21 protein-coding genes and 1 tRNA gene are annotated in these 26,257 nt (G+C 59.8%); 8 read left to right on the forward strand and 14 right to left on the reverse strand.

Going from position 1 to position 26,257, the window contains the following annotated elements:
* The first annotated feature begins 59 nt into the window (after window positions 1-59).
* Complete coding sequence (gene ridA / locus KXD86_RS14095; protein WP_218636633.1) at window positions 60-446, forward strand: deaminase RidA; 387 nt, start codon at window positions 60-62, stop codon at window positions 444-446.
* A 70-nt stretch (window positions 447-516) separates the two neighbouring features.
* Here ridA and KXD86_RS14100 read toward each other — a convergent pair whose 3' ends face one another.
* Window positions 517-1,383: an NAD-dependent epimerase/dehydratase family protein gene (locus KXD86_RS14100; RefSeq protein ID WP_218636634.1), complete on the reverse strand. Its 867-nt coding sequence runs from the start codon at window positions 1,381-1,383 to the stop codon at window positions 517-519.
* 76 nt (window positions 1,384-1,459) lie between these two features.
* Between KXD86_RS14100 and KXD86_RS14105 the strand changes: the two genes are divergently transcribed.
* The 3 genes from KXD86_RS14105 (at window position 1,460) to KXD86_RS14115 (ending at window position 5,961) form a co-directional block, all read left to right on the forward strand.
* The gene (locus KXD86_RS14105; protein WP_218636635.1) at window positions 1,460-2,419 is read left to right on the forward strand and encodes a hydrogen peroxide-inducible genes activator; all 960 of its coding nucleotides are present in this window, start codon (window positions 1,460-1,462) and stop codon (window positions 2,417-2,419) included.
* 7 nt (window positions 2,420-2,426) lie between these two features.
* The gene (gene recG / locus KXD86_RS14110; RefSeq protein ID WP_218636636.1) at window positions 2,427-4,502 is read left to right on the forward strand and encodes an ATP-dependent DNA helicase RecG; all 2,076 of its coding nucleotides are present in this window, start codon (window positions 2,427-2,429) and stop codon (window positions 4,500-4,502) included.
* Between the two features lie 94 nt (window positions 4,503-4,596).
* On the forward strand, window positions 4,597-5,961 hold the full coding sequence (locus tag KXD86_RS14115; protein WP_218636637.1) for an aminoacyl-tRNA deacylase and HDOD domain-containing protein: 1,365 nt from the start codon (window positions 4,597-4,599) through the stop codon (window positions 5,959-5,961).
* Window positions 5,962-6,289: 328 nt separating this feature from the next.
* On the opposite strand, the gene KXD86_RS14120 is transcribed toward KXD86_RS14115, so the two are convergent.
* The 4 genes from KXD86_RS14120 to aupA all read right to left on the reverse strand — a co-directional run bounded on the left by KXD86_RS14120 (window position 6,290) and on the right by aupA (window position 13,826).
* Window positions 6,290-6,754: a DUF2489 domain-containing protein gene (locus KXD86_RS14120; protein ID WP_218636638.1), complete on the reverse strand. Its 465-nt coding sequence runs from the start codon at window positions 6,752-6,754 to the stop codon at window positions 6,290-6,292.
* Window positions 6,755-6,774: 20 nt separating this feature from the next.
* Window positions 6,775-9,069 carry a molybdopterin-dependent oxidoreductase gene (locus KXD86_RS14125; protein WP_218636639.1) on the reverse strand — a complete coding sequence of 765 codons (2,295 nt, stop codon included), beginning with the start codon at window positions 9,067-9,069 and terminating at the stop codon, window positions 6,775-6,777.
* 156 nt (window positions 9,070-9,225) lie between these two features.
* Window positions 9,226-12,474 carry an Ig-like domain-containing domain gene (locus KXD86_RS14130; RefSeq protein WP_218636640.1) on the reverse strand — a complete coding sequence of 1,083 codons (3,249 nt, stop codon included), beginning with the start codon at window positions 12,472-12,474 and terminating at the stop codon, window positions 9,226-9,228.
* 14 nt (window positions 12,475-12,488) lie between these two features.
* Window positions 12,489-13,826 (reverse strand): alkane uptake protein AupA, encoded by a 1,338-nt coding sequence (aupA, locus tag KXD86_RS14135; RefSeq protein ID WP_218636641.1) that lies wholly within the window; start codon window positions 13,824-13,826, stop codon window positions 12,489-12,491.
* Window positions 13,827-14,356: 530 nt separating this feature from the next.
* On the opposite strand from aupA, the gene KXD86_RS14140 reads away from it, so the two are divergent.
* Complete coding sequence (locus KXD86_RS14140) at window positions 14,357-14,926, forward strand: PEP-CTERM sorting domain-containing protein (protein WP_218636642.1); 570 nt, start codon at window positions 14,357-14,359, stop codon at window positions 14,924-14,926.
* A 73-nt stretch (window positions 14,927-14,999) separates the two neighbouring features.
* Here the strand turns inward: KXD86_RS14140 and KXD86_RS14145 are convergent, their stop codons facing one another.
* The 5 genes from KXD86_RS14145 to rpsU all read right to left on the reverse strand — a co-directional run bounded on the left by KXD86_RS14145 (window position 15,000) and on the right by rpsU (window position 19,877).
* A complete protein-coding gene (locus tag KXD86_RS14145; RefSeq protein ID WP_218636643.1) occupies window positions 15,000-15,287 on the reverse strand; it encodes a hypothetical protein in 288 nt (95 codons plus the stop codon).
* 348 nt (window positions 15,288-15,635) lie between these two features.
* Window positions 15,636-15,712 (reverse strand) — tRNA-Ile (locus KXD86_RS14150).
* 99 nt (window positions 15,713-15,811) lie between these two features.
* Window positions 15,812-17,659: an RNA polymerase sigma factor RpoD gene (rpoD, locus tag KXD86_RS14155; RefSeq protein ID WP_218636644.1), complete on the reverse strand. Its 1,848-nt coding sequence runs from the start codon at window positions 17,657-17,659 to the stop codon at window positions 15,812-15,814.
* 121 nt (window positions 17,660-17,780) lie between these two features.
* On the reverse strand, window positions 17,781-19,508 hold the full coding sequence (gene dnaG / locus KXD86_RS14160; protein ID WP_218636645.1) for a DNA primase: 1,728 nt from the start codon (window positions 19,506-19,508) through the stop codon (window positions 17,781-17,783).
* A gap of 153 nt (window positions 19,509-19,661) precedes the next feature.
* Window positions 19,662-19,877, reverse strand: coding sequence for a 30S ribosomal protein S21 (gene rpsU / locus KXD86_RS14165; RefSeq protein WP_007153483.1), 216 nt, complete (start codon window positions 19,875-19,877; stop codon window positions 19,662-19,664).
* 236 nt (window positions 19,878-20,113) lie between these two features.
* Between rpsU and tsaD the strand changes: the two genes are divergently transcribed.
* The gene (tsaD, locus tag KXD86_RS14170) at window positions 20,114-21,169 is read left to right on the forward strand and encodes a tRNA (adenosine(37)-N6)-threonylcarbamoyltransferase complex transferase subunit TsaD (protein ID WP_218636646.1); all 1,056 of its coding nucleotides are present in this window, start codon (window positions 20,114-20,116) and stop codon (window positions 21,167-21,169) included.
* 8 nt (window positions 21,170-21,177) lie between these two features.
* Here the strand turns inward: tsaD and plsY are convergent, their stop codons facing one another.
* Entirely contained in the window at window positions 21,178-21,771 is a 594-nt protein-coding gene (gene plsY, locus KXD86_RS14175; RefSeq protein ID WP_218636647.1) for a glycerol-3-phosphate 1-O-acyltransferase PlsY, read from the reverse strand.
* A 141-nt stretch (window positions 21,772-21,912) separates the two neighbouring features.
* On the opposite strand from plsY, the gene KXD86_RS14180 reads away from it, so the two are divergent.
* The gene (locus KXD86_RS14180) at window positions 21,913-22,269 is read left to right on the forward strand and encodes a dihydroneopterin aldolase (protein ID WP_218636648.1); all 357 of its coding nucleotides are present in this window, start codon (window positions 21,913-21,915) and stop codon (window positions 22,267-22,269) included.
* Window positions 22,269-22,793 (forward strand): 2-amino-4-hydroxy-6-hydroxymethyldihydropteridine diphosphokinase, encoded by a 525-nt coding sequence (gene folK, locus KXD86_RS14185; protein ID WP_218636649.1) that lies wholly within the window; start codon window positions 22,269-22,271, stop codon window positions 22,791-22,793. The genes KXD86_RS14180 and folK overlap by 1 nt, the downstream gene beginning before the upstream one ends.
* Here the strand turns inward: folK and pgi are convergent.
* The 3 genes from pgi to panB are packed head-to-tail and all read right to left on the reverse strand — an operon-like array spanning window position 22,776 to window position 26,108.
* Window positions 22,776-24,437: a glucose-6-phosphate isomerase gene (gene pgi / locus KXD86_RS14190; RefSeq protein ID WP_218636650.1), complete on the reverse strand. Its 1,662-nt coding sequence runs from the start codon at window positions 24,435-24,437 to the stop codon at window positions 22,776-22,778. The genes folK and pgi overlap by 18 nt on opposite strands.
* 31 nt (window positions 24,438-24,468) lie before the next feature.
* Entirely contained in the window at window positions 24,469-25,317 is an 849-nt protein-coding gene (gene panC, locus KXD86_RS14195) for a pantoate--beta-alanine ligase (RefSeq protein WP_218636651.1), read from the reverse strand.
* Window positions 25,314-26,108, reverse strand: coding sequence for a 3-methyl-2-oxobutanoate hydroxymethyltransferase (gene panB / locus KXD86_RS14200; protein ID WP_218636652.1), 795 nt, complete (start codon window positions 26,106-26,108; stop codon window positions 25,314-25,316). Before panB ends, panC begins: the two co-directional genes overlap by 4 nt.
* Window positions 26,109-26,257: the final 149 nt, after the last annotated feature.

Below are 26,257 nucleotides of genomic sequence, written 5' to 3' on the forward strand. Positions count from 1 at the left end.
GACAGCTACTGCGCCGAGAGGTGAGGATTGGCGTTTTGAAAGAGAGGAATTCCAAAGTCATGACCAACAAATCCGTTATCCAGACTGAAAACGCCCCGCAGGCGATTGGCACCTACTCACAGGCGGTAAAAGCCGGTGACACCGTGTATCTGTCTGGCCAGATCCCGCTGGTTCCGGAAACCATGGAAGTGGTGGCGGGCGATTTTTCCGCCAAGACCCGTCAGGTGTTCGAGAACCTCAAGGCGGTGTGTGAAGCGGCTGGTGGTGAGCTCAAGGACATTGTGAAGCTCAACATCTACATGACGGACCTCGCCAACTTCGCGACCGTGAACGAAATCATGGCAACGTATTTCGAAGAGCCTTATCCGGCCCGTGCGGCCGTAGGCGTTGCGGCGCTGCCCAAGGGCGTGCCCATTGAGATGGAAGCGGTGATGGTGCTCAGCTGATCTGGCTGACACCTGGCTCCGGTCAGAAGAAAAAGGCGGCTACGGCCGCCTTTTTGTTTTTCGGCCAGAACTACCGGTTGGCAATCATGTCGCGGTAGCCGTCCCGGAAGCTGGGGTAGTGGAACCGGAAGCCGGTTCCCAGCAGGCGCTGGTTGCTGCAGCGTTTGCTTCCGGCCCGCCCGCCTTTTCTGGCACCCTCGACCGGCTCCGCACAGGGCGTCTGTTGACGCACCCACGCAACCACCTCATCGAGCCGAACCGGCTCGCTGTCACTGGCAATGTAGAGATCCTGCAGGGATTCGCCCGCCAGGGCCTGCCGAGTCAGAAACTCGACGGCCCGGGCGGCATCTTCCTCATGAATGCGGTTGCTGAAGGGCGCCGGGGACTGGGGGTCCATGCGGCCGGCAATGACCTCGTCCAGGAATCGTTGCCTTGAAGGGCCGTATATGCCGCTGAAGCGCACGATGGTTGCTGGGTGGCCGCTTTCCAGGGCGGTTCGTTCACCCGCCAGTATCTGCTCGCCGCTGAACCGACTGGGCTGGGTAGGGCTATTTTCGTCGACCCAGTCATCATCATCCTGGGAATAGACGCTGGTGCTGCTGACGAAGATGAGTCGCTTCAGAGGCTGGTCACCGAGGGCCGCGAGCAGATTGGCGAGGCCATTCACATAGGCGTCCCGGTAACCCTGCTCGTCGTAGCTGGCGGGTGTCAGGCAATAGATCACCACATCAAGGTTCGCTGGGACCACTTCCTTCAGGGACTCCGGGTGCATCAGGTCGGCTTTGAGGCGGTGAATCCCCTCCGGAATTCGGTCCGGATTTCGCCGCAGGCCGAAGGTCGTGGCCGAGTCGGTAAGCAGGCCGGCGATGGCGCTGCCAAGTTTGCCACAACCGGCTACCAGAACCCTGGGTGTGTTGGTGCCTTCAGTCATTGCCATAGACAATTTCAATCCTTATGCTTGAACCCATAAATAAGCGAAACTTCGACCTGGACCCCATTGACCGGAGCTCAACATGACTCTTACCGAGTTACGATACGTCGTTACGCTTGCCCGTGAAAGGCATTTTGGCCGCGCCGCCGAGCGCTGCCACGTCAGTCAGCCGACGCTCAGTGTCGCCGTCAAGAAGCTCGAGGATGAGCTGGGCATCCCCCTGTTTGAACGTAGCAAAAGCAGCATCCGGGTGACCGAGACCGGGCAGCGTATCATTGAGCAGGCCCAGCGGGTACTGGATCAGGTCGGTGTGATCAAGGACATGGCCCAGGATGGAAAAAATCAACTGAATTCGCCGCTGAAGGTCGGGGCGATCTACACCATTGGCCCCTACCTGTTTCCCCATCTGTTGCCCGAACTGAGGCGCGCGGCGCCGGACATGCCGCTGTACATTGAAGAGAACTACACGGCAAACCTGCGCCAGAAGCTGAGGCAGTCCGAGCTTGACGCCATCATCATTGCGTTGCCGTTCGAGGAGCCGGAGGTCCTTACCCTGCCACTCTACGATGAGCCGTTCGTGGTGCTGCTGCCGGCGGGTCATCCGCTGGCCGAGAAGGACCAGTTGACGGCGGAGGAGCTGGCACAGGAGCAGTTGCTTCTGCTTGGGCCGGGGCACTGTTTCCGGGACCAGGTGCTGGAATCCTGCCCGCCGCTGGTTGAGGCCGTCACTCGCCGCGTGGATACCGCGTCGCCCTCGCTGGTGACCGAGGGCAGTTCCCTCGAGACCATTCGGCACATGGTCGCCTCCGGCCTTGGCATCACCGTTCTGCCCCTGTCGGCTGCCACGGCCATGCAATATCACGAAGACATCCTTGCCGTACGCCGATTCGCGCCGCCGGTGCCGTTCCGGACGGTGGCACTCGCGTGGCGCGTGACCTTCCCGCGGCCAAAAGCGATCGATGTCCTGTCACTTGCCGCAAGCCAGTGCCGGGTCATTGAAAAGGCGAAAACAGACACTCCGGCCGTGGCCGAAAGCGCCTGAGTCGCCCATGACGTCACTGGATGACATCCCGGTCACCCAGCTCAAGGGGGTCGGCAACGCCCTGGCGGAAAAGCTCGCCAAACTGGGCATCGCGTCGCTGCAGGACCTGCTGTTTCACCTTCCTCACCGCTATGAAGACCGCACCCGGATAGTGCCCATGGGCAGTCTCCGAATCGGCGACGTGGCGGTTGCCGAAGGCGAGGTCATGAAGGCGGATCTGGTGATGGGGCGTCGCCGAAGCCTGCAGGTCACCCTCAAGGACAGCAGCGGCTTTCTGGTCATGCGGTTTTTCCATTTCAACGCTGCCCAGAAAAACCAGTTGACCGAAGGCGCCCGGGTCCGGTGTTTCGGAGAAGTGCGTCCCGGTCGCGCGGGGTACGAGTTCTACCATCCCGAATACCAGGTGAACCCCCCGCCCATGCCGGCTGACGGGGAGGCGACGCTCACGCCAGTCTACCCCCTCACCGAGGGCATCCAGCAACCCCGGGTTCGAGGGCTTTGCCAGCAGGCACTGGGGTACCTCCAACGCTTTCCGATCCGGGACTGGTTGCCGCCGTCGTTACTGGCGGATTACCAGTTGCCTGGCATCAGTGAGGCGGTGCAGCTGGTGCATTCGCCGCCTGCCGACGCGCCGGTTCACCTGCTGATGGAAGGCCGGCACCCCGCCCAACAGCGGTTGGTCATGGAGGAATTGCTGGCTCACCAGCTCAGCCTGTTGCAGGTCCGGGAACAGATCCAGGCGCGCGAAGCTCTGCCCCTGTTGCCAACCGGCGATCTTGCTGATCGCTTTCTCGATTCGTTGCCATTCCAGCTCACCGGGGCCCAGCGTCACGTAATGACGGATATCCGCCAGGATCTCAGCCAGCCGCTGCCAATGCTGAGGCTGGTTCAGGGCGACGTCGGTTCCGGCAAAACGGTGGTCGCAGCCCTAGCAGCGTTACAGGCGATTGGTGCAGGGGCGCAGGTGGCGCTGATGGCGCCGACCGAGATTCTGGCCGAGCAGCATTACCAGAATTTCCGCAGTTGGTTGGAGCCTTTGGGTATCAATCTGGCCTGGCTCTCTGGCAAAGTGAAGGGAAAAGCCCGGCAGCAAGCCCTGGAATCGGTGCACACGGGCAGGGTCGGTGTGGTGATCGGCACCCACGCCCTGTTTCAGGACGATGTCAGGTTTGACCGTCTGGCGCTGGTGATTGTCGACGAGCAGCACCGGTTTGGCGTTCACCAGCGCCTGGCACTGCGGGAAAAGGGCGTTGGTGCCCGTCTGGCGCCGCACCAGCTCATCATGACGGCGACCCCGATTCCGCGAACCCTGGCCATGAGCGCCTACGCCGATCTCGATACCTCGGTGATCGATGAGCTTCCTCCCGGGCGAAAGCCGATCGAAACCATCGTCATTCCGGACAGTCGGCGTGAGGACGTCATTGAACGGGTGCGCAATGCCTGCCGTGAGGGACGGCAGGCCTATTGGGTCTGTACCCTGATCGAGGAGTCGGAGGCTCTGCAGTGCCAGGCGGCGGAGGTCACCGCGCAGGAATTGTCGGAGCGTTTGCCGGACCTCAAGGTTGGTCTGGTTCACGGCCGACTGAAGGCGGCGGAAAAAGCCGGCGTCATGGAGCAGTTCAAGACCGGCGAACTCGATCTGCTGGTGGCCACCACGGTCATTGAGGTTGGGGTGGATGTGCCCAACGCCTCGCTGATCATCATTGAAAACCCGGAGCGCCTGGGACTGGCCCAGTTGCACCAGTTGCGGGGCAGGGTGGGGCGAGGCGAGCAGGCCAGCTTCTGCGTGCTGATGTACCATCCACCGCTTTCCAGCAACGGAAAGGCCCGGTTGCAGGCGCTGCGGGACAGCCAGGACGGATTCTTCATCGCCGAGAAGGACCTGGAGATTCGCGGGCCAGGCGAAGTGCTGGGTACCCGACAGACTGGCATGATGCAGTTCCGACTTGCCGATTTTGAGCGGGACAAGGGCTGGATTGAGCCGGTTCGAGAAATGGCACCCCGGTTGATGCCGGACCGGGAGGTGGTGGAAGCCCTGATTCGGCGCTGGTTGGGAGAGAGAATTCGCTACGGTGATGTATAAGAGTGCCCGTTGAGCTGTCGGGTTTGCCTATACTGACTCTGACCTTTCAAGGATAAGGCTGGATTTCAGCCTGCAGCAATATATGGAGCAGACTATGGAACTACCTGTCGCAGTTCAGCAAGCCCTTGGTGATTCGGTCTCGGGTGTGTCGCTGCGAAGTGCATGCCAGGCCAGCCGGGACCAACTGCTGCGCATGGTGTTGCTGAGTGACGGGGGCGGCAATCTTCAGGTGATCTGCCGTAAAGACGATCTGATCGACCTTGAGGAACTGAACAAACGCCTGGGGCGAGATTTCCGGGTGATGAAACGTCGTGAACAGGTCCGCGTTTATGAACGGGCGGGACTGACCCCGCTCCCGGCCCTGCCTTCCCTCACCGGCTGGCCGACCATCGTGGACCAGCGGGTGGATGCATTGCCCGCCGTTGCCCTGGAGCTGGAAGAACAGGGTCTGGCCATGGTCATACCGGGAAACGAATTCAAGGCGTTGACGAGCGACGCCGATCGGAGGGATTTCGCGGTGGATCCCGAGTCGATCGCCGTCAACCTCGACGATCACGGTCGGGACCGGGATCAGCTCCATTCCGCCATCAAGAAATTCACCGGCCTGCGTATCCAGCAGCGCCTGGAAGACACGCTGGAATTGCCGCCACTGCCGGAAACCGCGCAACGCATCATCCATCTGCGGGTCAATCCCAATGCCGTCATGGGCGACCTTGTGGATATCGTCGAGAGCGATCCAAGCTTGGCGGCGCAGGTCGTGAGTTGGGCGTCGTCATCGTTCTACGCGGCGGCGGGGCAGGTCCGTTCGGTTCACGACGCGGTGTCCCGGGTGCTGGGCTTTGACCTGGTCATGAACCTGGCCATGGGCCTTTCGCTGGGGCGCGCCTTGAAGCAGCCGCAGGACCACCCCGAAGGTTACGTTGATTACTGGCAACAGGCGATATGGCAGGCCCAATCGGCGGGCATCCTTGCCAGCATGATGCCCCGCGGTGAGCGGCCCCTGTTCGGACTTGCCTACCTGGGTGGCTTGCTGCACAACTTCGGTTACCTGGTCCTGGCCCAGGTTTTTCCGCCCCATTTCAAGCTGGTATGCCGATCGCTTGAGGCCAATCCAAAGATCGATTCCTCGGTTACCGAGCACTACCTCCTGGGTATTACACGGGAACAGATTGCCGCCCAATTGATGGAGAACTGGGGCATGCCCGATGAGGTGACGCTCGCGATTCGGTTTCAGAAGAACCGGGCCTATGATGGGCCTTGCCGGGTGTACGCCAAGCTGCTGTGGCTGGGACGGCAGCTGCTGACCGCCAGAGGGATCGCGCTCGGTGCGGGCGAGGTCATCAGTCAGGCGGATTTCGATGAATTGGGGCTTGATCGGGATCAGGTCGAGGCCCAGTTTGATGAGCTGGTTGAGAGCAAAAACAGCATCATGGCCATGGCGGGTATGATGAGCCAGTAGCTCAACGAACCCGCGTTTTTCCACCAAAAAAAGCCGGCCCCAGGGCCGGCAAGCTCACCCGCTTGTTGCAGAGTCGTCCAAACTTATCAGGAGAAAACAACGAAGAGCAGATGCCGTCGCAGATTTAGGCAACGCCCTGATTTCAATTTAGTCGAAGGAAGGGAAAAGAAAAGTCAATAGTGGCCGGCGTGAAGGAATGAGTTTGCTGTCAACTTTTCTGTCCGCTGGAAGCTTTTGATTTTCAGGACTAACCTGGATTGTTGGCCGGCTTCTCGGTTACAAAAAGTTACAAAAAAGGCGGTCTGACCAGTCGCCGAGATGAGCTTGCCTACTTGGCATCAAACTGATGATGCCGAATGGCGGTAGCCGCCCGCCGGATCTCGTCTGCGTGAGCCTTTTCCACTTCAAACCGTTCCTTGTCCATCTTTTCGACGAAGCGAGTGTCGGTCGCCTGGCGGGCCCGATGGGTGGGCATGTGTTCCAGTTTTTCGTGCACTTCCTGGAACACCCTGAACGGTGTCTGTTCGAGCAGCTCGGGCGCAACATGATCCAGCAGGCCTTTTATACGGAGGCAGGCCTCGGAATACTCGACCTGCTCCGTTTCGACCGCCATTGCAATGACACGAATGCTGTCGATCATGTCGTCACGGCGCTTCTGCTGGAACGCTTCGGCTTTCATCCGGCGCCGGCGCCCCTCGGAAAGGGTGCCAACCTGGCGGCGGATGAAGGCCAGCAGCAGAGTGATGGCAATCAGTCCTGCGATAATCAGGGTCCACTGCAGCCACAATGGCATTCGGGTCTCCTCGTTTGGGCTCAGGCGCGTTTGCGTTGTCGTTCCGGACGCCAGACTTTGACAGTTACCGACTGCCCATTCAATACGGACGTGCCGACCAGCGGATCAATCTGCTCGTCACTGAGGACATCATTGATGCTCGCTCCGGCATGGGCAGAGGCAACAGACTGGCCCGTACCGTCACGGTCGTGGCCCCAGCCGTGGGGTACGGAAACCACACCGGGCATGAGATCTTCGGTAATCTCCACGGGCAGCACAATGTTTCGAGTCTCGGCGGAGATCTGCGCCGAGTCGCCGGCCTGCAGGCCCAGCCGGCTTGCGTCTCTGGGGTGAATCATCAGGGTGCAACGATCCTTGCCTTTCACCAGCCGCTGGCTGTTGTGCATCCAGGAATTGTTGCTGCGAACGTGACGTCGACCGATCAGCACCAGTGTGTCGGTTACCGGTTGCGCCAGGTGTTCGTGCAATCGATCCAGGTCCGTGAGGTAACGCCGCGGCGCGAGATTGATTCGGCCATCCCGTGTGAACAGGCGGTCGGGCAGCGATGGCTGAAGGGGGCCGAGATCCACACCGTTGGGGTTGTCTTTCAGGGCCGACAGCGACAAGCCCTTTGGCAACGCCTGCCAGCGCCGGTTCAGTGGGCTGAGTTTGGCCAGGCCCCGGAGCGGATGGCGGTTGGGCAGTAAGTCCAGCACCAGATCAACGACCGGTTGAGCCAGCCCGCGAACGCGACCTGCGTCGGTGCCGTAGGGGCCGGACCGCAACAACAGGTCAAGGATCGGGTCTGGACCAATCTGTTTGAATGCCCGCCATCCAAGCTCCGACCGCAGCGGAAGGCTGCCGCCCTTGCGCTTTTTTTCCAGGCGGTGCGCCAGTTCCAGCAGGATCTGCCAGTCGTGCCGACTGTCCGGGCCCGCGTCGAACAGAGCCTCGCTGTACTTGGCAAAATTGCGCACCGCGAACATGCTGAAAATCAGGTCGTAATGACTGCGCTCCAGCGCAGCGGTCGGCGGAAGGATGATGTCTGCATGGCGCGTCGTCTCGTTCAGGTAGTAGTCGACCGAGACCATGAAGTCGAGCCCGCTCAACGCCTGCTCCAGGCGCTTGCCATTGGGGCTGGACAGCACCGGGTTGCCCGCCACGGTGACAAAGGCACGGATCTGGCCGTCGCCCGGAGTCAGGATTTCATCCGCCATGGTGCTGGCCGGGTATTCGCCGGCGAATTCCGGCAAACCCTTCACCCGGCTGTACCGCTTGCCGAAGTGGCCGTTCTGGCCTGCCATGGCGCCGAGGGTAACCAGATCGATGGCAGGCTGGGTAAACAGCATGGCGCCCGGTGTATCCAGTTTGCCGGTCAGGATGTTCAGGCAGTAGGCCAGCCAGGTGGCGACACCACCAAAAACCTGGGTACTGGTGCCCATGCGGGTGTATAACGCCGCCTTGGGAGTACTGGCCAACTGGCGGGTGAGCTGTCGGATGTCCTCGGCGGCAATGCCGGTGTGCTCACTGACCGCTTCCGGGGTAAATGCCAGTGCCGCCAGTCGCAGCAGATCGGTGTCTTTGGCCAGGTGTTCCGCGGGGCCAAGGTTGACCAGGTCCTCGGCAAACAGGGTGTGCACCATGGCCATCATCAAGAGGGCATCGTTGCCGGGCCGGATGAAATGGAACTCATCAGCGAGCTTGCCGGTTTCGGTTCGCCGGGGGTCGATCACGATCAGTTTTCCGCCCCGGTTTTTCATGCGTTTTATCCGGCCGCGGAAATCCGGAACCGTCATCAGGCTGCCATTCGAGGCCATGGGATTGGCTCCGATGCAGATGAACAGGTCAGTGTTGTCGATATCCGGAATTGGAAAGAGCACCTGATGGCCAAACATCTCGAGGCTCGCCAGCATGTGCGGGAGCTGATCGTTGGACGTGGCCGAGAACCGGTTCTGAGTGCCCAGGGCCCGCAGGAAGGGCATGGTCGCCACCAGGGAGCCGTGGTTGTGGACATTGGGGTTGCCCAGGTAGACGCCCACACTGTTGCGACCGAACTCCTTGCGGGTGTGATTCAGCTTGTCGGCCACCAGATCAAACGCTTCGTCCCACTCCATTTCCTGCCAGCCGTCGTCCGTCCGCCGTACCGGCTTGCGCAGCCGATCCGGGTCTTCGTGGAGATCCTGGAGGGCTACGGCCTTGGGGCAGATGTGCCCACGGCTTAACGGGTCCTCGTCATCACCCTTGATGGACGCGATGTGCCCATCCTTCATTTCAATCGCGACGCCGCACATGGCCTCGCAAAGGTGGCAGGTTCGGTAATGGGTGCCGTTTTCCATGGATGCTCTCTCCTGGCGGATTCTTGTTGTGATCGGGCAGTTTCGTTGCGCAACCAGATTAGCAGGATAGCAGGGGGATGGGAAAAGTCCGGGGCGGGCTTCGGGCCTAAAAAAAGGCCAGCCGCGAAGGCTGGCCTGAAAGGCAAAGGCCTGAGGTTACTGCTGTGCAGGAATTTCCTTTATGGGATTGGAGATGAAGTTGAGGTAAAGCCCCTGGTCCGGGATGACCAGGGGGATCAGTACGGCCCCCGTGGACTCGGTGTCTTCAGACAAGAGGGCTTCGCAGGCCGTGGTATCGCCAAATAAGAGGCCGCCAAGGCAGGAGCCGAAATCGATCAGCGCTCCAGTAATCGCATCTTCAGTGGAAACCAACACATTGATTTCGGGAACATTAGAGTTTCTCTGTTCGATCTGCATGCGGCCATCATCGAAGAACGTGATGTCACCATCCAGTTCAAGAGTGAATGGATAGGCGTACAGGTTATGCTGCAAAGCGCCCTCCAGGGGAACGACCAGGTTCGGGGCGTCCAGTGTCAGTTCCGCCGTGGTCTTGAAGACCGGCCCGCCGTTCTCGCCTTCGACAATGATGCCTGGAATCAATCCGCTGCGTGCGCAACTGTCATTGCAGGCGGGATCATCTTTACCGTATCGCATACGCAGGATCTGGGGGCCAGTGACTTGCTCGCCAAGGGTATCCAGAACCACCGTGGCGGAGGTGGTTGCCAACATGGTGGGATACAGCAGCACCCGAACACCCTGTTTGCCGGTTTCTTCATCCACGGCTGGACCGACCACCTCTGTGTTCAGACCGTAGGTCTGGTAGATGAACTTGGATTCCGGACAGGTCTCATCGGCCGAGCAGCCCACGCTGGCTCCGGCAGGCGCGCCCAGTACCGTTGCAGTTTTGTCGGTAACCGCCAGTTTTGCCGCATTGGCCGAAGGCTTGAATCCATCGGTTTCGTGGACGTCGTGATTGAACGGTTCCAGGCAATCCGTACCACCAAGGGTGGGGCAGTCAATTACATAGTTGGAGTTGACGTCCCGAATCGGAAGGTTTCTCAGAGGAGTAAACACTGACTGGCGTTCTTCAGCCCCCTCGAAATAGATGGTCAGATCCGGGCCACCGACATCTTCCGGGTTGACCAGCAGGTCGGTTTGCAGTGGATAACCCGCCTCGGAGCAAACGGCGTTGGCGCAGTCATTAACGACTGTGCCTGAGGCAAGGGTGTACCGATAGAAGCTGCCTTGCTCCCAGGGTTGGTCCGGATAGAAGCGAATGCGCTGATTGTTGGTTTCGAGGCGGCCGCTGACGTCACTCAGGTAAGTGCCGTCGGCAGCGACTTTCTCCACCACAAAGGTTTCGCCAGAACGAATCGACGCAAGATCCATGGACTGAGAGAAGACCACCACGATCGGCCGGTCCGCTGGTAGGGTGGTGACCGGCAATACGTCCCCCTCAGGACCGTTTGGCGCGTCATCCACACACTGACCATGAGTCCGGGCATTCAAATCGACGGCGGTGGTTACACAAGGGAAACCAGGGTAGGTGGTCAGGGCAATCGGAGATGCTGGATCAGCTTCGGTGCCATCGCTGAGCGCAGGCAGTGAGAATTCGATTGACTGTGCCGTTGCTCCGTTGCCCGCAAGATCGGTCAGGCTGGAATCGATTTGGACGCTGTAACCAACGCCATGCTTGAGCCCGCCCTTTGGGTTAATGACCACGACGGTGCCGTCGAGCTTGGTTTCGACGTCTTCGTTGGGCAAGGCTGTGGCGCCCTCAATGACGGTAATGCCACTCGCGACCGTCTCAGGATCCAGCGGCTCATCAAAGTTCAGGATCACCGGGTCGCCCGGGCGTTGCATGGACTGGCGCGTGGCTGGAATGGCGTCGGCAGGGCCGGGCATCCAGCTCACCAATTGCGGGCTGGTGGTGTCCAGGGTCCGCAGTTGCGCGGCGTCGAGAACCGAGTCCGCGTCGGTTGCGGCTTCGATCCGGAAGGCGATGGTGGAATCGGTGTACTCCTGGCCCAGGAGTTCGGGCTCCACCACACCGATGGCATCGATGGTCAGCACACCGTCCTTCACCAGGGCAATACCGCTGAGTTCAACGCCGAGCAGATCCTGTGACAGGGAGGCATTCGGTTGCGCCGCCTCGGTATTCATGGCCACATCCATGAACAGCTTCACGTGACGTGGGGCGCTCAGGTCATCGGTGTAGGGATTGGGGCTCAGGTACCCGGTCGCATCGGAGAGCATGGTGACGTTAATGTCGCCGGTCGTCTGCAGCTGTCCGGTGCTGGCGTCGAGCACGGGCACGCTGCCGTTGATCTTCACATCCAGGCTGCTGCTGGTCAGGACACTGCCCTTGGGGACCCGCAGCGGTAACGGCTCGTCCGCCGAGAATGAGGGCGCGTACGCCAATTCCGCAAACAATCCGCCGGTTTGCTGTGACGGTCCGGCCACGCCCTGAAGAACGGAATTCAGGGTGACACCATTGATGATCTGGCCGTTGAGCAGGGACGTCTGGGCGGCGGATTCATCGCTGCCTGCCAGCAGCCCTGAGTCAATGACCTCCTGGAACAGCACCACGGTCGGCCCGGTCTCACGGGGAGTGAACTCCTGGGTGAAGTCCAATACCCCGGCACTGGTGTGGCTTGGCAAACCCTGGATCCGAAGGGTATAGGTTTCACCGGCCGTGAGGGCGTCGTCTTTACTGCCACAGAGTTCCTTGGACTCAACGGTGCAGGGATCAACCGTGATCCGGCGTTGATCCACCAGTACCGTTGCAGGGACGGTCTCACCCGCAGCATTTTCCAGAGTGATCTGACCGCCCATTTCACGCCATTCCGGGTGCACCGGATGGGTCAGCGTGAGCCGGAAGGTGGAGAAGTTCATCGGCTTGAACTGATTGTCTGGGGAGGGAATCAGTTCCGCAACGGCGAATTCACCGCTCAGGTTGTCCAGCCCGGCGATCCCGGTAAAACCGCCCCGTGTGGAGAACTGAATGCCTTCAGGACCCTGGGCGTTCGGGGTGCTGACCTCTCGGGCGCCTGCCGCAAGCAGTGGATCAGTGAAGGTAACCGAGTACTCGGTGCCCGTTGCCAGCTCGCTGGACGGCGTCAGTTTCAGGCTTCGGCCGCCATCCACCTTGGTGACGGTGAAGGTGACGGGAGTGGTACCGTCGGTCACCAGAATCTTCTGTTGCAGGTCCGCTTCTTCGTCCGAAATGGCATGGGAAAAGCGGACGACGATGCTGGCTTTGGGGCTGATGCCCGATTGCCCGTCGGCCGGATAGGAATAGACCACCGATCCCGGTGTGGCCGGCTCGTTCATGGTCTGTTCTTCGCCGCCACAGGCCGCGAGCAGCATGGCTGGAATCAGTGCCAGGGTCTTGTTGTATTTCATGGCAGAACCTCTCCTCAGAACTTCAGGGTGATGGAGCCGCTGATTACATGAACATCGCCGTCGGCGGTTACGTCGGTTTCGTTACCGTCGTAGTCCACCAGGGTAAAATCCCGTTCCTGGAGTTGCTGGTATTGATAGCCAATGTCCAGGCGCACCGGATGTGCGAGCAGGCGGGTGCGGTCGTAGGTCGCACTCAGGCCAAGACCCACGACAATCTTGTCGGTGTCCAGATAGTTAATCTCGGGATTGCGGGTGGACTTGAGGGGGGATTCCTCGAACGCCACGCCCGCACGCAGGGCAAAGTTCTTGTTGAGCTCATATTCCGCACCGAGCCGGGGAATCAGGATGTCATCGAACCGGATTCGATCGCTGGGGGCGGCAGACTGCTGGTCCTTGATGGTATCGGCGGCGAACTCATCCTCCAGCTCTGACCAGTTCTGCTGCTCGATAGAGCCACCCACGCGCCAGTTCTCGCCCCGGTATTGTGTACCGATTGCGAAAGTCTCTGGCTGAAACGAATCGATGGTCGACACCGCGAGGCTCAGGCCTGGATCTGGAATGGTCTGGGTCACGATGATGTTGGAATCGATGGCCGTGGAGGCGGCGGACTTGGTCCGATAGGTGAGGGCGGTTTCCCAGCCATTGAGGAAGCAGTCGGAACCCGGGCAGAAAGTGCTGCCCAGATCAATGTTGGTGCCGAGGATGGTCTTCAGCGAAGGCTCCGCGTTGACAGACAGTCGCTCGCGACTGGTTTCACCACCCAGTGTTGAGACCGCATCGAGTTTGGCGGCCGCTTCCAGGGTGACACGAACCGACGCACCGGCGGATATGCCGCGCCAGAGGGATGTCGCACCCCCAATATTCAGGAAAAGCGGCTCCTTGCCGTACTGCAGAAACTGCCCGCTTTCAGTGGTTTCCGAACTGAAGGCCAGCATCTCTTTGCCATATTTTTCGACACCGGCAATAAAGCCAAGGTAGATCGGATGGTCAAAACGGGTAATTGAGCCGAGGTTGGTCTTCATGCCAATCAGCACGTGCTGACTCGGGGAGTTGGAGAGCACATCCCCATCGGCATTCGGATTGGCGGACCGCAATTCCTGCTCGGCGTGAAGAATGCCGGTGGTGAGCTCACCGCGGGCGTCCTTGGTGAGATAGGCCGGGTTGTAATAGGTGGCCGAAACCTGGTCGTTGAACATGGAAAGCGATTGCGCAGTCGCGACGTCCACCGGCATGACCCCGTAGGTAGTCCCGAGGTTGCCCATACTGGCGTTGGCTGACATGGAAAGGCTGGCAGAAATTGTTGCAACGGCAAGGGACATCGCCCGTACAGAAAACCGGGAGTTGGAAGCCATCGATACACTCCATCATCTGTTTTGTTTTTATACTCGCGTCGTTGACCGAAGCGGTAACACGACTGGTACGTTTGTTCAGTTTTAGTGTATGAGGCTTGTCTTATCAGGACTTTGGCTTGTTTGACAGAGATCGGTGTCGGCAAAACCACGTACCCATAAGTGGCATGTAAAAGTAATTTAAAAACATAAGCTTAATGGGAGTTTCGGGCGTTTATTTTTGTGCGGAATTGTTGCGTTTCGTTGCCTGAAGTGTGACCGGGCGCAAAAGCCCTGCGTTGTAATGGCGGGGCGGCGCGATTGTCGGGAATCTTTACAGTCGATCCCCGCGGGGATGGTTGGTGTGTGAGCATCATCCTGAATTTAATCTGGTAATAAAATATTGGCGCGGACTGTGCAACAGTAGAGTGAACGCGCGTTAACACTCGCCTGACTTTTTGGGTGGTATCAGTGATAACTCGCTTGCAGGGCCTGTAACTTTAACAGGATCAAGCGGTTGGATTTGATAGTCCCTTACTGGGGGAGATAAGGATATGAAGGCATTAACTCAATCTGTGGTTCTGGCTGCAAGCCTCGCCTGGGCTGGCTCGGCTTCGGCCTACATGATCGGAACCGAAGACGTGGGCGGCGCGGACGTGTTGTTGGGGGAAACCAACGACCTGAATGCCAATCCCACTGGCACCTGTGGTACCGGCAACAGCCCGAGCACCGAGCTTTGCTGGATCAATAACTTGCTGTCGAGTCTTGGTGGAAGCTCAACGACGTATGAGGAAGGCGATAAAGTCGAAACTCAGTCGTACCAGTTGGTTGACGGCAGCTCGACTGTCATTGCGTTCGAGCTTTCAAGCCCGACGCAGTACTTCTTTATCAAGAACGCACAGTGGTATGGGCTGTTCGAGAACACCCCTGAGCTTGACTGGGCGGTGATCGACACCACAATGCTCGCCGCCGGGTTCAACCTGCCCAGTGACGGGTTTACGATCAGTCATATTGCACCGATCGGTGGAACCGTCGATGTACCCGAGCCAGGGACCTTGGCTCTGCTGGGGGTTGGCCTCTTTGCCCTCGGATGCCGACGTCGTTTCATGAAATCCAGAGGCTGACAGACAAAAAAAGAAAAGAAAGCCCCGGAATTCCGGGGCTTTTTTGTTGCTTGCTGCGAGGCTTGAAGCGGTATCAGGATTCCGGGAACCCCGTCCACCCGGTAAGCCAGCTGTCGGCCGACACCGGGCTCACCGCCCCCAGAAAGTTACCGGATTCATCGAAGAGTTCGCTTTGCGACGGACCGGTTGCATTCATCTGGCGTTGTTGAACCCGAGGCATGCATCTGGGTTTTGTCAGGTTCCGGGCATTGGGGAAGAGGGCGGTTTCCACCCTGAATGTATTGTTTTTCGACGGTTGGTTCATCCAGGCCTGTTCATCAAAACCATAATCATCGTCGTCTTGTCCGGATTCCTTGATCACTCTGCCCAGGTGCCCAAGGTTGGCCAGCAGGTTGTGTTCAAAGGTCAGCCTGCCGCGATGCTTCTCGCTTGAGCCAACCGCGGTTGGGTTCCTGTCGATCGGCGGGCGGCTCGAACCGCGCCGTGTTCTCCCTGACCTGTCCACGTGGTACCCGTTATTGGCGTGAGCCGCTGCAACAGGACTGTCACATGGGAGGCGGATACTGAAACCCTAGCTTGATGGTCAGTACTTGTTGGTCTGTATGCCCGGGTTTCCTTCGCAGGACTCGGGCTTTTTTATGCCGGTTCGGTCGAGGCGGTCGGGTAGTGAGGCTGTAGGTGGCAGGAACTTCGTTCAGTCATTCAGAAATGGTGGGCCCAGCTGGACTCGAACCAGCGACCAAGGGATTATGAGTCCCCTGCTCTAACCAACTGAGCTATAGGCCCAAGCAGCAAAATGCTGTTTTGAAGGGTGTTTCCTGGTGGGGAAAACAAAGCGGGCGCCATTATACCGGTGAGGTGTGGCGCCCGCTACTGTTTGAGCAATTAACCCTGGTTGCCCTGGTCGTCAATGAACCCACGCAGGTGATCGGAGCGGGAAGGGTGGCGCAACTTGCGCAGGGCCTTGGCTTCGATCTGGCGGATACGCTCCCGGGTGACGTCGAACTGCTTGCCGACTTCTTCCAGGGTGTGGTCGGTGTTCATCTCGATACCAAAGCGCATGCGCAGTACCTTGGACTCGCGGGCAGTCAGGCCGGCCAGTACCAGGCGAGTGGACTCGCGCAGACCTTCGGCGGTGGCGGAATCCACCGGCGAGAGCGCCTGGATGTCCTCGATGAAATCGCCCAGATGGCTGTCTTCGTCATCGCCGATCGGGGTTTCCATGGAGATCGGCTCCTTGGCGATCTTCAGGACCTTGCGAATCTTGTCTTCCGGCATTTCCATGCGCTCACCCAGCTCTTCCGGGGTCGGTTCGCGACCCATTTCCTGCAGCATCTGGCGGGAGATGCGGTTGAGCTTGTTGATGGTTTCGATCATGTGTACCGGAATACGGATCGTCCGGGCCTGGTCCGCGATGGAGCGGGTGATGGCCTGCCGAATCCACCAGGTGGCGTAGGTGGAGAACTTGTAGCCACGACGGTATTCGAACTTATCCACGGCTTTCATCAGGCCGATGTTGCCTTCCTGGATCAGGTCGAGGAACTGCAGGCCGCGGTTGGTGTACTTTTTCGCGATGGAAATCACCAGGCGCAGGTTGGCCTCAACCATTTCTTTCTTGGCGCGACGGGCCTTCGCCTCACCGATGGAGACGCGACGATTGATTTCCTTGACGTCGGCAACGTCCAGATCCACTTCCGTCTGCACGTTCTGGATGCGCTTCTGCAGACGAACGATTTCATCAATGCGCTCGGCCATCGGCGCGGCGTAGGGCTTCTTGCTCTTGGCAATCTTGTCGGCCCAGTCCAGGTTTACTTCGTTGCCCGGGAACGATTTGATGAAGTCCTTGCGCGGCATTTTGCAGTCGCGAACGCAGATCTGCATGATCGCGCGTTCGTTCTCACGGACCAGATCGTTGGTGGAGCGGACGACGTTAACCAGCTCATCGAACGCCTTGTTGGCGAGCTTGAACGGTGCAAACACCTGGCCCAGATCATTCAGGGCTTCCTGGGTTTTCTTGTCGGAACGGCCGTGCTTGGCGAGCGCCTTATCGGCGACGGCCAGCTTTTCTTTCAGCAGCTCGAAACGCAGGCGCGTTTCTTCCGGATCCGGACCGTTATCGGTTTCTTCATCGCTGGAATCGTCATCGTCGTCGGATGAGGAATCGGAATCTTCGGTGCTTTCAGTCTGGGTTTCCTCACCCATGAACGGCTCGGCGTCGTCCGGGTCGAGGAAGCCGGTAACGATATCGCTGATGCGGCCTTCGTTCTCGATAATCCGGTCGTACGCCTGGATAACGGTGCCGGCGGTTCCGGGGAAATGCGCAACGGCGGCCATGACATCGCGAATGCCTTCCTCGATACGCTTGGCGATGACGATTTCGCCTTCGCGGGTCAGCAGCTCCACGGTACCCATTTCCCGCATGTACATGCGGACCGGATCGGTGGTGCGGCCTGCGTCGGTCTCGACAGCGGCAAGTGCGGCGGCTGCTTCGGCGGCGGCTGCTTCGTCAGCGGTGGAATCGCCCTCGGTCATCAGCAGGGTATCAGCGTCCGGCGTCTCTTCCGTGACCTGAATGCCCATGTCGTTGATCATGCGAATGATGTCTTCGACCTGATCCGGGTCGGCGATGTCTTCCGGGAGGTGATCGTTTACCTCGGCGTAAGTCAGGTAACCTTGTTCCTTGCCTCGTGCGATGAGGTCTTTTAAACGTGATTTCTGCGAATTGCCTGACATAGACACCCTGTGAACTCGCTTTTTAGAAGGAAAAAAAGTTAAACAGCCATTATAGCTGTCGCTCAGTTGCACTGCCACCGAATGGTTAGATGGTGATCAATGCGTCTAGTTTCAAGTGCTGTTAGTCCTGAGTACCACTGCTCAGGGTTCTTAATTCTTTCCGTTCCTCGGTTGTGAGGTTCGAAAAATTGCGCAACAGGGCCGCGAGGCGCTGCTGGCGTGATGTTTCCTCGTTCGGGCTCAGTAACTCCCGTGCCGCTGCCAGCGTGCTCTCCCGTGCGGGAATGTGCTCAATCCCGTCAAACAGATGGAAGAAGCGATCCCGCGCCTGGCCGTCGAGGGCCAGGCAGCGCACCAGGGTTTTACGGTCACGGATGTCCTGGTCCAAAATCCAGTTTGCAAAGTTGCGGGCCTGATCAAACTGACGTGAACTTCTTGCCAGTTCGGTTACCTCAGCCGCCATGTCCGGTGCTTCGAGCAACGCGAGGCACAGGATACTGTCCTTACTCAGCCTTACGTCGATGCGTTCCTCGGCGATGCGGTCCCGGCGTTCGCCTTTCCATTGACCACCCTGGTTCTGCTGGCGGTTCTGCCACTGATTGCGGCCGCCACACAGACGCAGCATTTCGTGCCACATCGCATCCCGAAGGGTGCTCTTGGGCATTTTGTTCAGCAGCGGTTCCACCCGCGCCCGCAATTCGCCCCGGTGTTCCGGCAGTTGGAGGTCCAGGCCCTCGCTCTGCCGGTCAAATAGGTACCTGGAGAGCGGTGTCGCGCCGTCGATCCGTTTCTGGAACGCTTCCCGGCCTTCTTTGCGGACCAGTGTGTCCGGGTCTTCGCCCTGTGGCAGCATCAGGAACTGCAGGTGCATGCCGTCCGCCATCAATTCGAGTGCGTTGTCCATGGCGCGATCGGCTGCCCGGAAGCCGGCCTGGTCGCCGTCAAAGCAGAACACGATGTGCCGCACCTGCCTGAGCAGGGCGGTCAGGCTGTCCTGGTTGGTTGCCGTGCCCAGTGTCGCCACGGCGTAATGAATGCCGTGCTGGGCCAGTGCAATCACATCCATGTAACCTTCGACCACAAGCAGCTTGTCCAGTTGCCGCAGCGCCTGCTTTGCCTCGAAGAGTCCGTAGATTTCCCGGCTCTTGTGGAAGACATCGGACTCCGGGGAGTTGATGTACTTCGCCTTGTCATCGCCCAGGGTCCGTCCACCGAACGCGATGGTTTTACCGCGGCTGTTACGGATCGGGAACATGACCCGGTTGCGGAACAGATCCCGTGGCCGGCCGTATTTATCCGACACCGTGCCGGTCTCAACCAGGGGGCCCTTCAGGTCCGTGCCGGCGGCATCGAACAGTGCCGTTCCGGCCGCTGGCGCATAGCCAAGCTGGTACTGCTGGACAATGGCGTCATCCAGGCCCCGTTGCTTCAGGTAATCCCGCGCATAGGCACCTTGCTGGCCACCCAGTGCCGACTGATAGAAGCGGTTGGCAAAATCCAGGGCGTCGGTCAGTGTCCGGGCCTGCTGGATTTCCTGTTTGGCCGCCTTGTCGTAGGGCACTTCCAGGCCGGCCCGCTTGGCCAGTTCCTCGACCGCCTCAGTGAAGCCCAGGCCCTCGAATTCCCGGATAAAGCTGATGGCATCGCCATGGGCGCCGCAACCGAAGCAGTGATAGAAGCCTTTGTCCGGTCTTACGTTGAACGACGGTGTCTTCTCATCATGAAACGGGCAGCAGGCCTTGTAGTTTGCGCCGGCTTTCTTGAGGGTGATGCGTGAACCGATCAATTCCGCCAGATCGAGACGATCGAGCAGGTCTTCAACGAAACGTTGAGGGATCAGTCCACTCATGGAGACTCCAGATCAACCAGGACTTGTCAGGTTCGGCCATAGCCAAAAATGCCGCCGAAGCCAGGCCTCGGCGGCATTTTGTGAGTCGCTCTGTGCAGCCTGCGGCTGGACAAGCAATTCAGTGCTTTGCAGTCAAGCGGCGTCAGTCAGAACTTAGTACAGACGCTCGAACTTGCGCTGTTCCCGCTGAAGCTTCTTGAGATGACGCTTAACGGCAGCGGCTGCTTTGCGCTTACGAACAGCGGTCGGCTTCTCATAGTGCTCGCGACGACGTACTTCAGACAGTACACCGGCTTTCTCGCAGGAACGCTTGAAGCGACGCAGTGCTACGTCAAACGGTTCATTCTCTTTCACTTTAACAGCTGGCATTCGAAAATCACCTACCTGATAGATTCGGTTTCAATTTTGTCCGTCTGGCCAGGCCAGACCGGTTCGATCCCTGGTCAGATTGGCTAAAACTCGACCAGTGCGTATTTTAGGGCGGCAATGATAGCGCTTGCCCGATGGCGAGGTCAATGTTTGTTCGATGAATCTGACAGGGCGTTTCGGGTTTCTGCTAAAATGCGGCTCTTTTTATTATAGCCGATCAACGTGGCCCTGACATTATGCTGATTCTTGGTATTGAAACCTCCTGCGACGAAACCGGTGTGGCGCTGTACGACAGCGAGCAGGGGCTGTTAGCCCATGCGCTCTTCAGTCAGATTGATATGCACGCGGATTATGGTGGCGTGGTGCCAGAGCTTGCGTCCCGGGACCATGTTCGCAAGCTGCTTCCCCTGTGCGACCAGGTGCTGGCTGAGGCTGGCAAAACCCGGACAGACATGGACGGCATTGCCTACACCGCCGGCCCCGGCCTGATCGGCGCGCTGATGGTGGGCGGCTCGGTGGCCCACTCTCTGGGGTTTGCGCTGGGGCTGCCGGTTCTCGGTGTTCACCACATGGAAGGGCATTTGCTGGCGCCGATGCTGGAGGAGAATCCGCCGGCGTTCCCGTTCGTGGCCTTGCTGGTTTCCGGCGGCCATACCCAGTTGGTTCGCGTTGATGGCATCGGCGCCTATGACATGTTGGGTGAGTCGGTGGACGATGCCGCGGGCGAGGCATTCGACAAGACCGCCAAGATGCTGGGACTGGATTATCCCGGCGGTCCCCGTGTCGCCGCACTGGCCGAGCAGGGCACCCCGGGGCGCTATCGGTTTCCACGGCCAATGACGGACCGGCCAGGGCTGGATTTCAGCTTTAGCGGCCTGAAGACCTTTACCCTCAATACCGTAAACGCCGCCCGCGAAGCCGGGGATCTCAACGACCAGACCCGGGCCGATATCGCCCTGGCGTTCGAGGCAGCGGTGGTGGATACCCTGACCATCAAATGTCGCCGCGCACTGGAGCACACCGGCTGCAAGCGCCTGGTCATTGCCGGTGGTGTCAGTGCCAACAAGCGCCTGCGCGCCGGGCTGGAAAAAATGGCGGAAAAACTGAAGGCCGGTGTTTTTTACGCGCGGCCGGAGTTCTGCACGGATAACGGTGCCATGATTGCCTACGCCGGGGCCCAACGACTGAAATCGGGCCAGCAGGATGGTGAGCGCATTGTTGCCGTGCCCCGTTGGCCCATGAACACCTTGCCGCCGATCACCGAGCCCCGTTCCAATGGCCTGGTGGACTAAGGCCGTGCCTAAAGCCCGGTTTCCCGGCCCTGGGCCAGCCGAATCAGGTTATTGCGGTGGCGAACCACGATCAGAATCGCCAGCAGACCAAACAAGGGCAGGGTTTTGGGCTCGATAAAGGCGCTGATGATCGGGCCGCTGATGATGGCGATCAGGGATGCCAGGGCAGAAATCCGCCAGCGCCACATCACAAGCAGCCAGATCGCTGCCATCACCAGGGTGGTTACCGGGGCCAGGGCCAGGCCGGCGCCCAGCGCTGTCGCCACGCCCTTGCCGCCTTTGAAATGGTAGAACACGGGAATCATGTGGCCGGTAACCGCGAACAGGGCCACCATGGCCTGTGCCATCACCGAGAGCCCACTGGCGTGGGCCAGCCAGACCGGTAGCCAGCCTTTGGCTGCGTCCAGAACCAGTGTCGCGAGGGCTGGTGGCCAGCCGCCAGTGCGGTAGACATTGGTGGCACCGGGATTGCCTGAGCCAAGGGCCCGTGGGTCCGGCAGCTTCCAGAGCCGGCTCACGTGCAGGGCAAACAGCACGGAACCGGCAAGGTAGGCCGCGGCACAGAGCAGGACGGTTAAAACCGGATCGCTGGGCAGGGTCATGGTGTCGGCTCGAAGGCGAAGACGTCTCAGGGTGTTGTGTGCGAAAATGCCGGCCCTGATATCGCTGGCCAGCGTTTACACAGTATCCGCTGGTTGTGTGTTATTCAATCAGCAAAGAGTGGAATACTCCGGGAGTCCTTTTTGGCAGACAGTGTGCTCATTGAAGGTCTGGTGGTAGAGACCGTCGTTGGTGTCTACGACTGGGAGCGAAAGGTTGACCAGCGATTGCTGGTGGACCTGGAGATGGCCTGGGACAACCGGGTTCCGGGGGCTTCAGATGACGTGGCCGATGCACTGGATTATGCGGCCGTCAGTGACCGGGTGGTTTCGTGCCTGCAGGCGCTCAAGCCTCAGTTGCTGGAGCACGGCGCCGAGCAGCTTGCGGCAGAGCTTCAGGACGTGTTCGGAATTGCCTGGCTCAGGCTGACACTCCGGAAGCCCGGGGCCGTGCCGGCGGCTCAGGCCGTAGGCGTTCGTATCGAAAGGGGAGCGCGCTAATGTCCGGTGAGGTCCGGGTTTATATCAGCATCGGCAGCAACATCGACCGGAATCACTACGTGTCAGCGGCCCTGGATGCGCTTGCGGAGTGGTTCGGTGACCTGATCATCTCGCCGGTCTATGAAAGCGAAGCCGTCGGTTTTGACGGCTCTCCGTTCCTGAACCTGGTGGTTGGCGTGACCACAAGCCTGCCAGTGGGGGAGTTATCTCGTCGCTTCAAGCAGCTGGAAGCGGACAATGGGCGCCGTCGTGATGTGCCCAAGTTCAGCGCCCGGACGCTGGATCTGGATATCCTGACCTACGGAGACCAGGTCGGTCAGATAGACGGCGTGGAGCTTCCTCGCGGGGAAATTCTCAAGAATGCCTTTGTCCTGAGGCCACTGGCCGATATCGCGCCAGACGCCGTGCACCCGGTGTGCGGCAGGTCCTACAAAGAGCTTTGGCGGGACTACCATACCGGTCAGAAGCTCTGGCCGGTGGATTTCACCTGGCAGGGTCGCCGGATTTCACTGGCCGCCGGCTGACCGGAACAGGTCGATCAGGTGGTCCGTCGAACTGTCGCTGTCTGACGCCGGGCCATTGTCGCCCAGCAGACGGGGAAGAATGCCCTTGCCGAGTTGCTTGCCCAGCTCAACGCCCCACTGATCGAAGGAATCCACGCCCCAGATGACGCCCTGCACAAAGGTGCGATGTTCGTAGAGCGCGATCAGGGCTCCAACCGTTTCCGGCGTTACCTTCTCCATGATCAGCGAGTTGCTCGGCTTGTTGCCGGGAATCACTTTATGGCGCGCCAGTCGCTCTATCTCAGCGTCTGCCAGGCCTTCCGCTTTCAATTCTGAACGGGCTTCCTCCAGAGACTTGCCGGCCATCATGGCCCGAGCCTGGCTCAGGCAGTTGGCAAACAGGTCGGCATGGTGGGTGGCCACCGGATTGTGGGTCTTTAGGGGAATGATGAAATCCGCGGGAATCAGCCGTGTACCCTGGTGGATCAGTTGATGATAGGCGTGCTGGCCGTTGGAGCCGGTGCCGCCCCAGATCACCGGGCCGGTTTCATACCCAAGCGGTTCGCCGGCTTCGTTCACGCTTTTGCCGTTGCTCTCCATGTCCAACTGCTGCAAATGGTCCGGAAGACTCCGCAGGTAGTGATCATAGGGCAGGATGGCGTGGGTGTTGGCATCCCAGAAATTGTTGTACCAGACGCTCAACAGCGCCATTACCACCGGCAGGTTCCGCTCCAGTGGTGCGTCCCGGAAGTGGGTATCCATGGCGTGGGCGCCGGCCAACAGCTTCCGGAAGTTGTCCATGCCAACGATCAGGGCCACGGGCAGACCGATGGCAGACCAAAGCGAGTAGCGCCCGCCGACCCAGTCCCACATCGGGAACACGTTATCGGCATCGATGCCAAAGCCTTCAGCGGCCGGCACGTTGGCGGTCACCGCCAGGAAATGCCGGGCGACCGCGGACTCATCGCCGCAGTGATTCACAAACCACTGTCTGGCCACGGCGCTGTTCTCCAGGGTTTCCTGGGTGCGGAAGGATTTGGACTGGATCAGGAACAGGGTGGTCTCAGGATCGACCAGCTTGAGCGTTTCACAGATGTCGGTGCCGTCGATGTTGGCCACGAAATGGCAGCGCATGCCGCCCTGCCAATAGGGCTGAAGGGCCTCGGTCACCAGCTTGGGCCCGAGATAGGATCCGCCGATCCCGATACTGACCACGTCGGTCAGGGGTTTGCCGCTGTAGCCCGTTCGTGACCGGTCCAGCACACCGGTGACGAAGGCTTCCATGCGATCCAGCGTTGTCTGTACTTCGGCCACCACATCGACGCCGTCGACCAGGATAGAGGCGCCGCCCGGATGTCGGAGGGCGGTGTGCAGGGCCGGACGGTTTTCCGTGGTGTTGACCTTGTCACCCCGGAGCAGCGCATCCCGACGGTCCTCCAGTTGGCAGCGACGAGCCAGAGCCAGCAAGCCGTTGAGCGTATCGTCGGTGATCCGGTTCTTGGAGAAATCCAGTGACAGGCCCGCGCCCTCAATGAAGTAGCGCTTCGCCCGGCCCGGGTCTTCCGTGAACAGCTGGGACATGGGCGTGTTCAGCAGGTGCTGTCGCTGCTGTTCCAGTGCTTGCCACTCGGGTGTCGAGGTCAGCTTGTTTGCGGTGTCGGGCATCAGAACGTCCTTTCTCTGCGTGGTTGCTGGATTAGCGTGTGATGGACAGGTTGTCGATCAGGCGAGTGGTGCCCAGAAAAGCTGCTGCCAATAAGGTAATTTCGGTGTCGTCTTCGGTTGCCGGCTTGAGGGTCTGGCTGTTGACGATATTGAAGTAGTCGGGGCGCATCCCGGCCTTACTGAGCTTGTCCCTGGCCTCGATTTCGAGTGCCGGGAAATCGGTGCGTCCTTCGGCCACCGCCTGGGCCGTTTCCTGCAAGGTCCGGTGAACGGCCGGTGCTATTTTGCGCTCCGCCGCCGAGAGGTAACCGTTCCGGGAGCTTTTGGCCAGGCCATCGTCCTCGCGGACGGTGGGGGCGCCAACCACTTCCACCGGCATCATCAGGTCCCGGACCATCTTTCGAATGACTGCGAGCTGTTGGAAATCCTTCTCGCCAAAGACGGCAAGGTCGGGCTGAACCATGTTGAACAGCATGGTGACCACGGTGGCCACACCCTCAAAATGTCCGGGTCGGCTCGCGCCACAATGGCCATCGCTGACCTCGGGCACGACAACTTGGGTCTGTTTGGCCAGGCCTTCCGGGTAGATCTCCTCGACCCCGGGTGCGAATACCAGGGTGTTGCCCGCCGCCTCAAGCTGTTCCTGGTCTTCGGCCAGGGTACGGGGGTATTTGTCCAGGTCCTCGCCCGCTCCGAACTGCATCGGGTTGACGAAAATACTGGTCACCACTACGTCAGCCGACTCCGCGGCTTTGCGGACGAGCGATATGTGGCCCTCGTGCAGGTTGCCCATGGTTGGTACCAGGCCGATGGTTTTACCCTGTTGCCGGTAGCCACGGAGGATGGTGCGAAGCTCTCTAAGGGAATGTACGGTTCTCATGCCTTGAACGTATGCTCCTCGGCGGGGAAAGTGCGCTCGCGTACGGCGGAGACATAAGCGGCAAGGGCCTCCTGGACTGAATTGGTCTCGGCCAGGAAGTTTTTCACGAAGCGGGGTTTCCGACCGGTGGTCACGCCCAGCATATCGTGCAGCACCAGGACCTGTCCGTCGGTATCCGCTCCGGCGCCAATGCCGATGACCGGGGCCTTCACCGCCTGGGTGATGCGGGCGGCGAGGGGCGCCGGCACGCATTCCAGCAGGATGACATCGGCACCCGCTGCCTCCAGATCGCAGGCGTGCTCAATCATCATTTCTGCCGCCTTTTCATCGCGCCCCTGTACCTTGTAGCCACCGAACTTGTTGACGAATTGGGGTGTCAGGCCCAGGTGGGCGCACACGGGAACCCCGCGTTCACTCAGGGCGCTGATGGTGTCCTTCATCCAGTCCGTGCCTTCCAGCTTCACCAGGTGGGCACCGGCACGCATCAGCTCAGCGGCGTTATCCAGTGCGGCGTCCACTGTGCCGTAAGTCATGAAGGGCATGTCGGCCATGATAAGCGCACCGCGGTTGCCCTTGGCAACGCAGCTGGTGTGGTAAACCATCTGGTCCATGGTGACGGGCAGGGTGCTGTCGTGACCCTGAAGAACCATGCCAAGGGAGTCTCCGATCAGGATGACATCGACCCCCGCTTCACTGACCAGCTGGGCAAAGGTGGCGTCGTAGGAGGTGAGAACGGAGAAGGCTTCGCCTTTCTGCTTGTATTCCCGAAGGGTATTGATGGTAACAGCCATAAAATCCTTGCCTTGTGGGTGGATGGGCCAAGACCGGGCCGGGGTCTGCCGGCGTTCAGTGTTAAGGGTAATCCGGGGGTATGCCAGAGGCAATAGTAGCACGAACCCCGGTGCGGATCGGGGCGTCCGTCCAGCCGCCCGGGCCTGCA

This window comes from Marinobacter arenosus, from assembly GCF_019264345.1.
GTDB classification, from domain to species: Bacteria; Pseudomonadota; Gammaproteobacteria; order Pseudomonadales; family Oleiphilaceae; genus Marinobacter; species Marinobacter arenosus.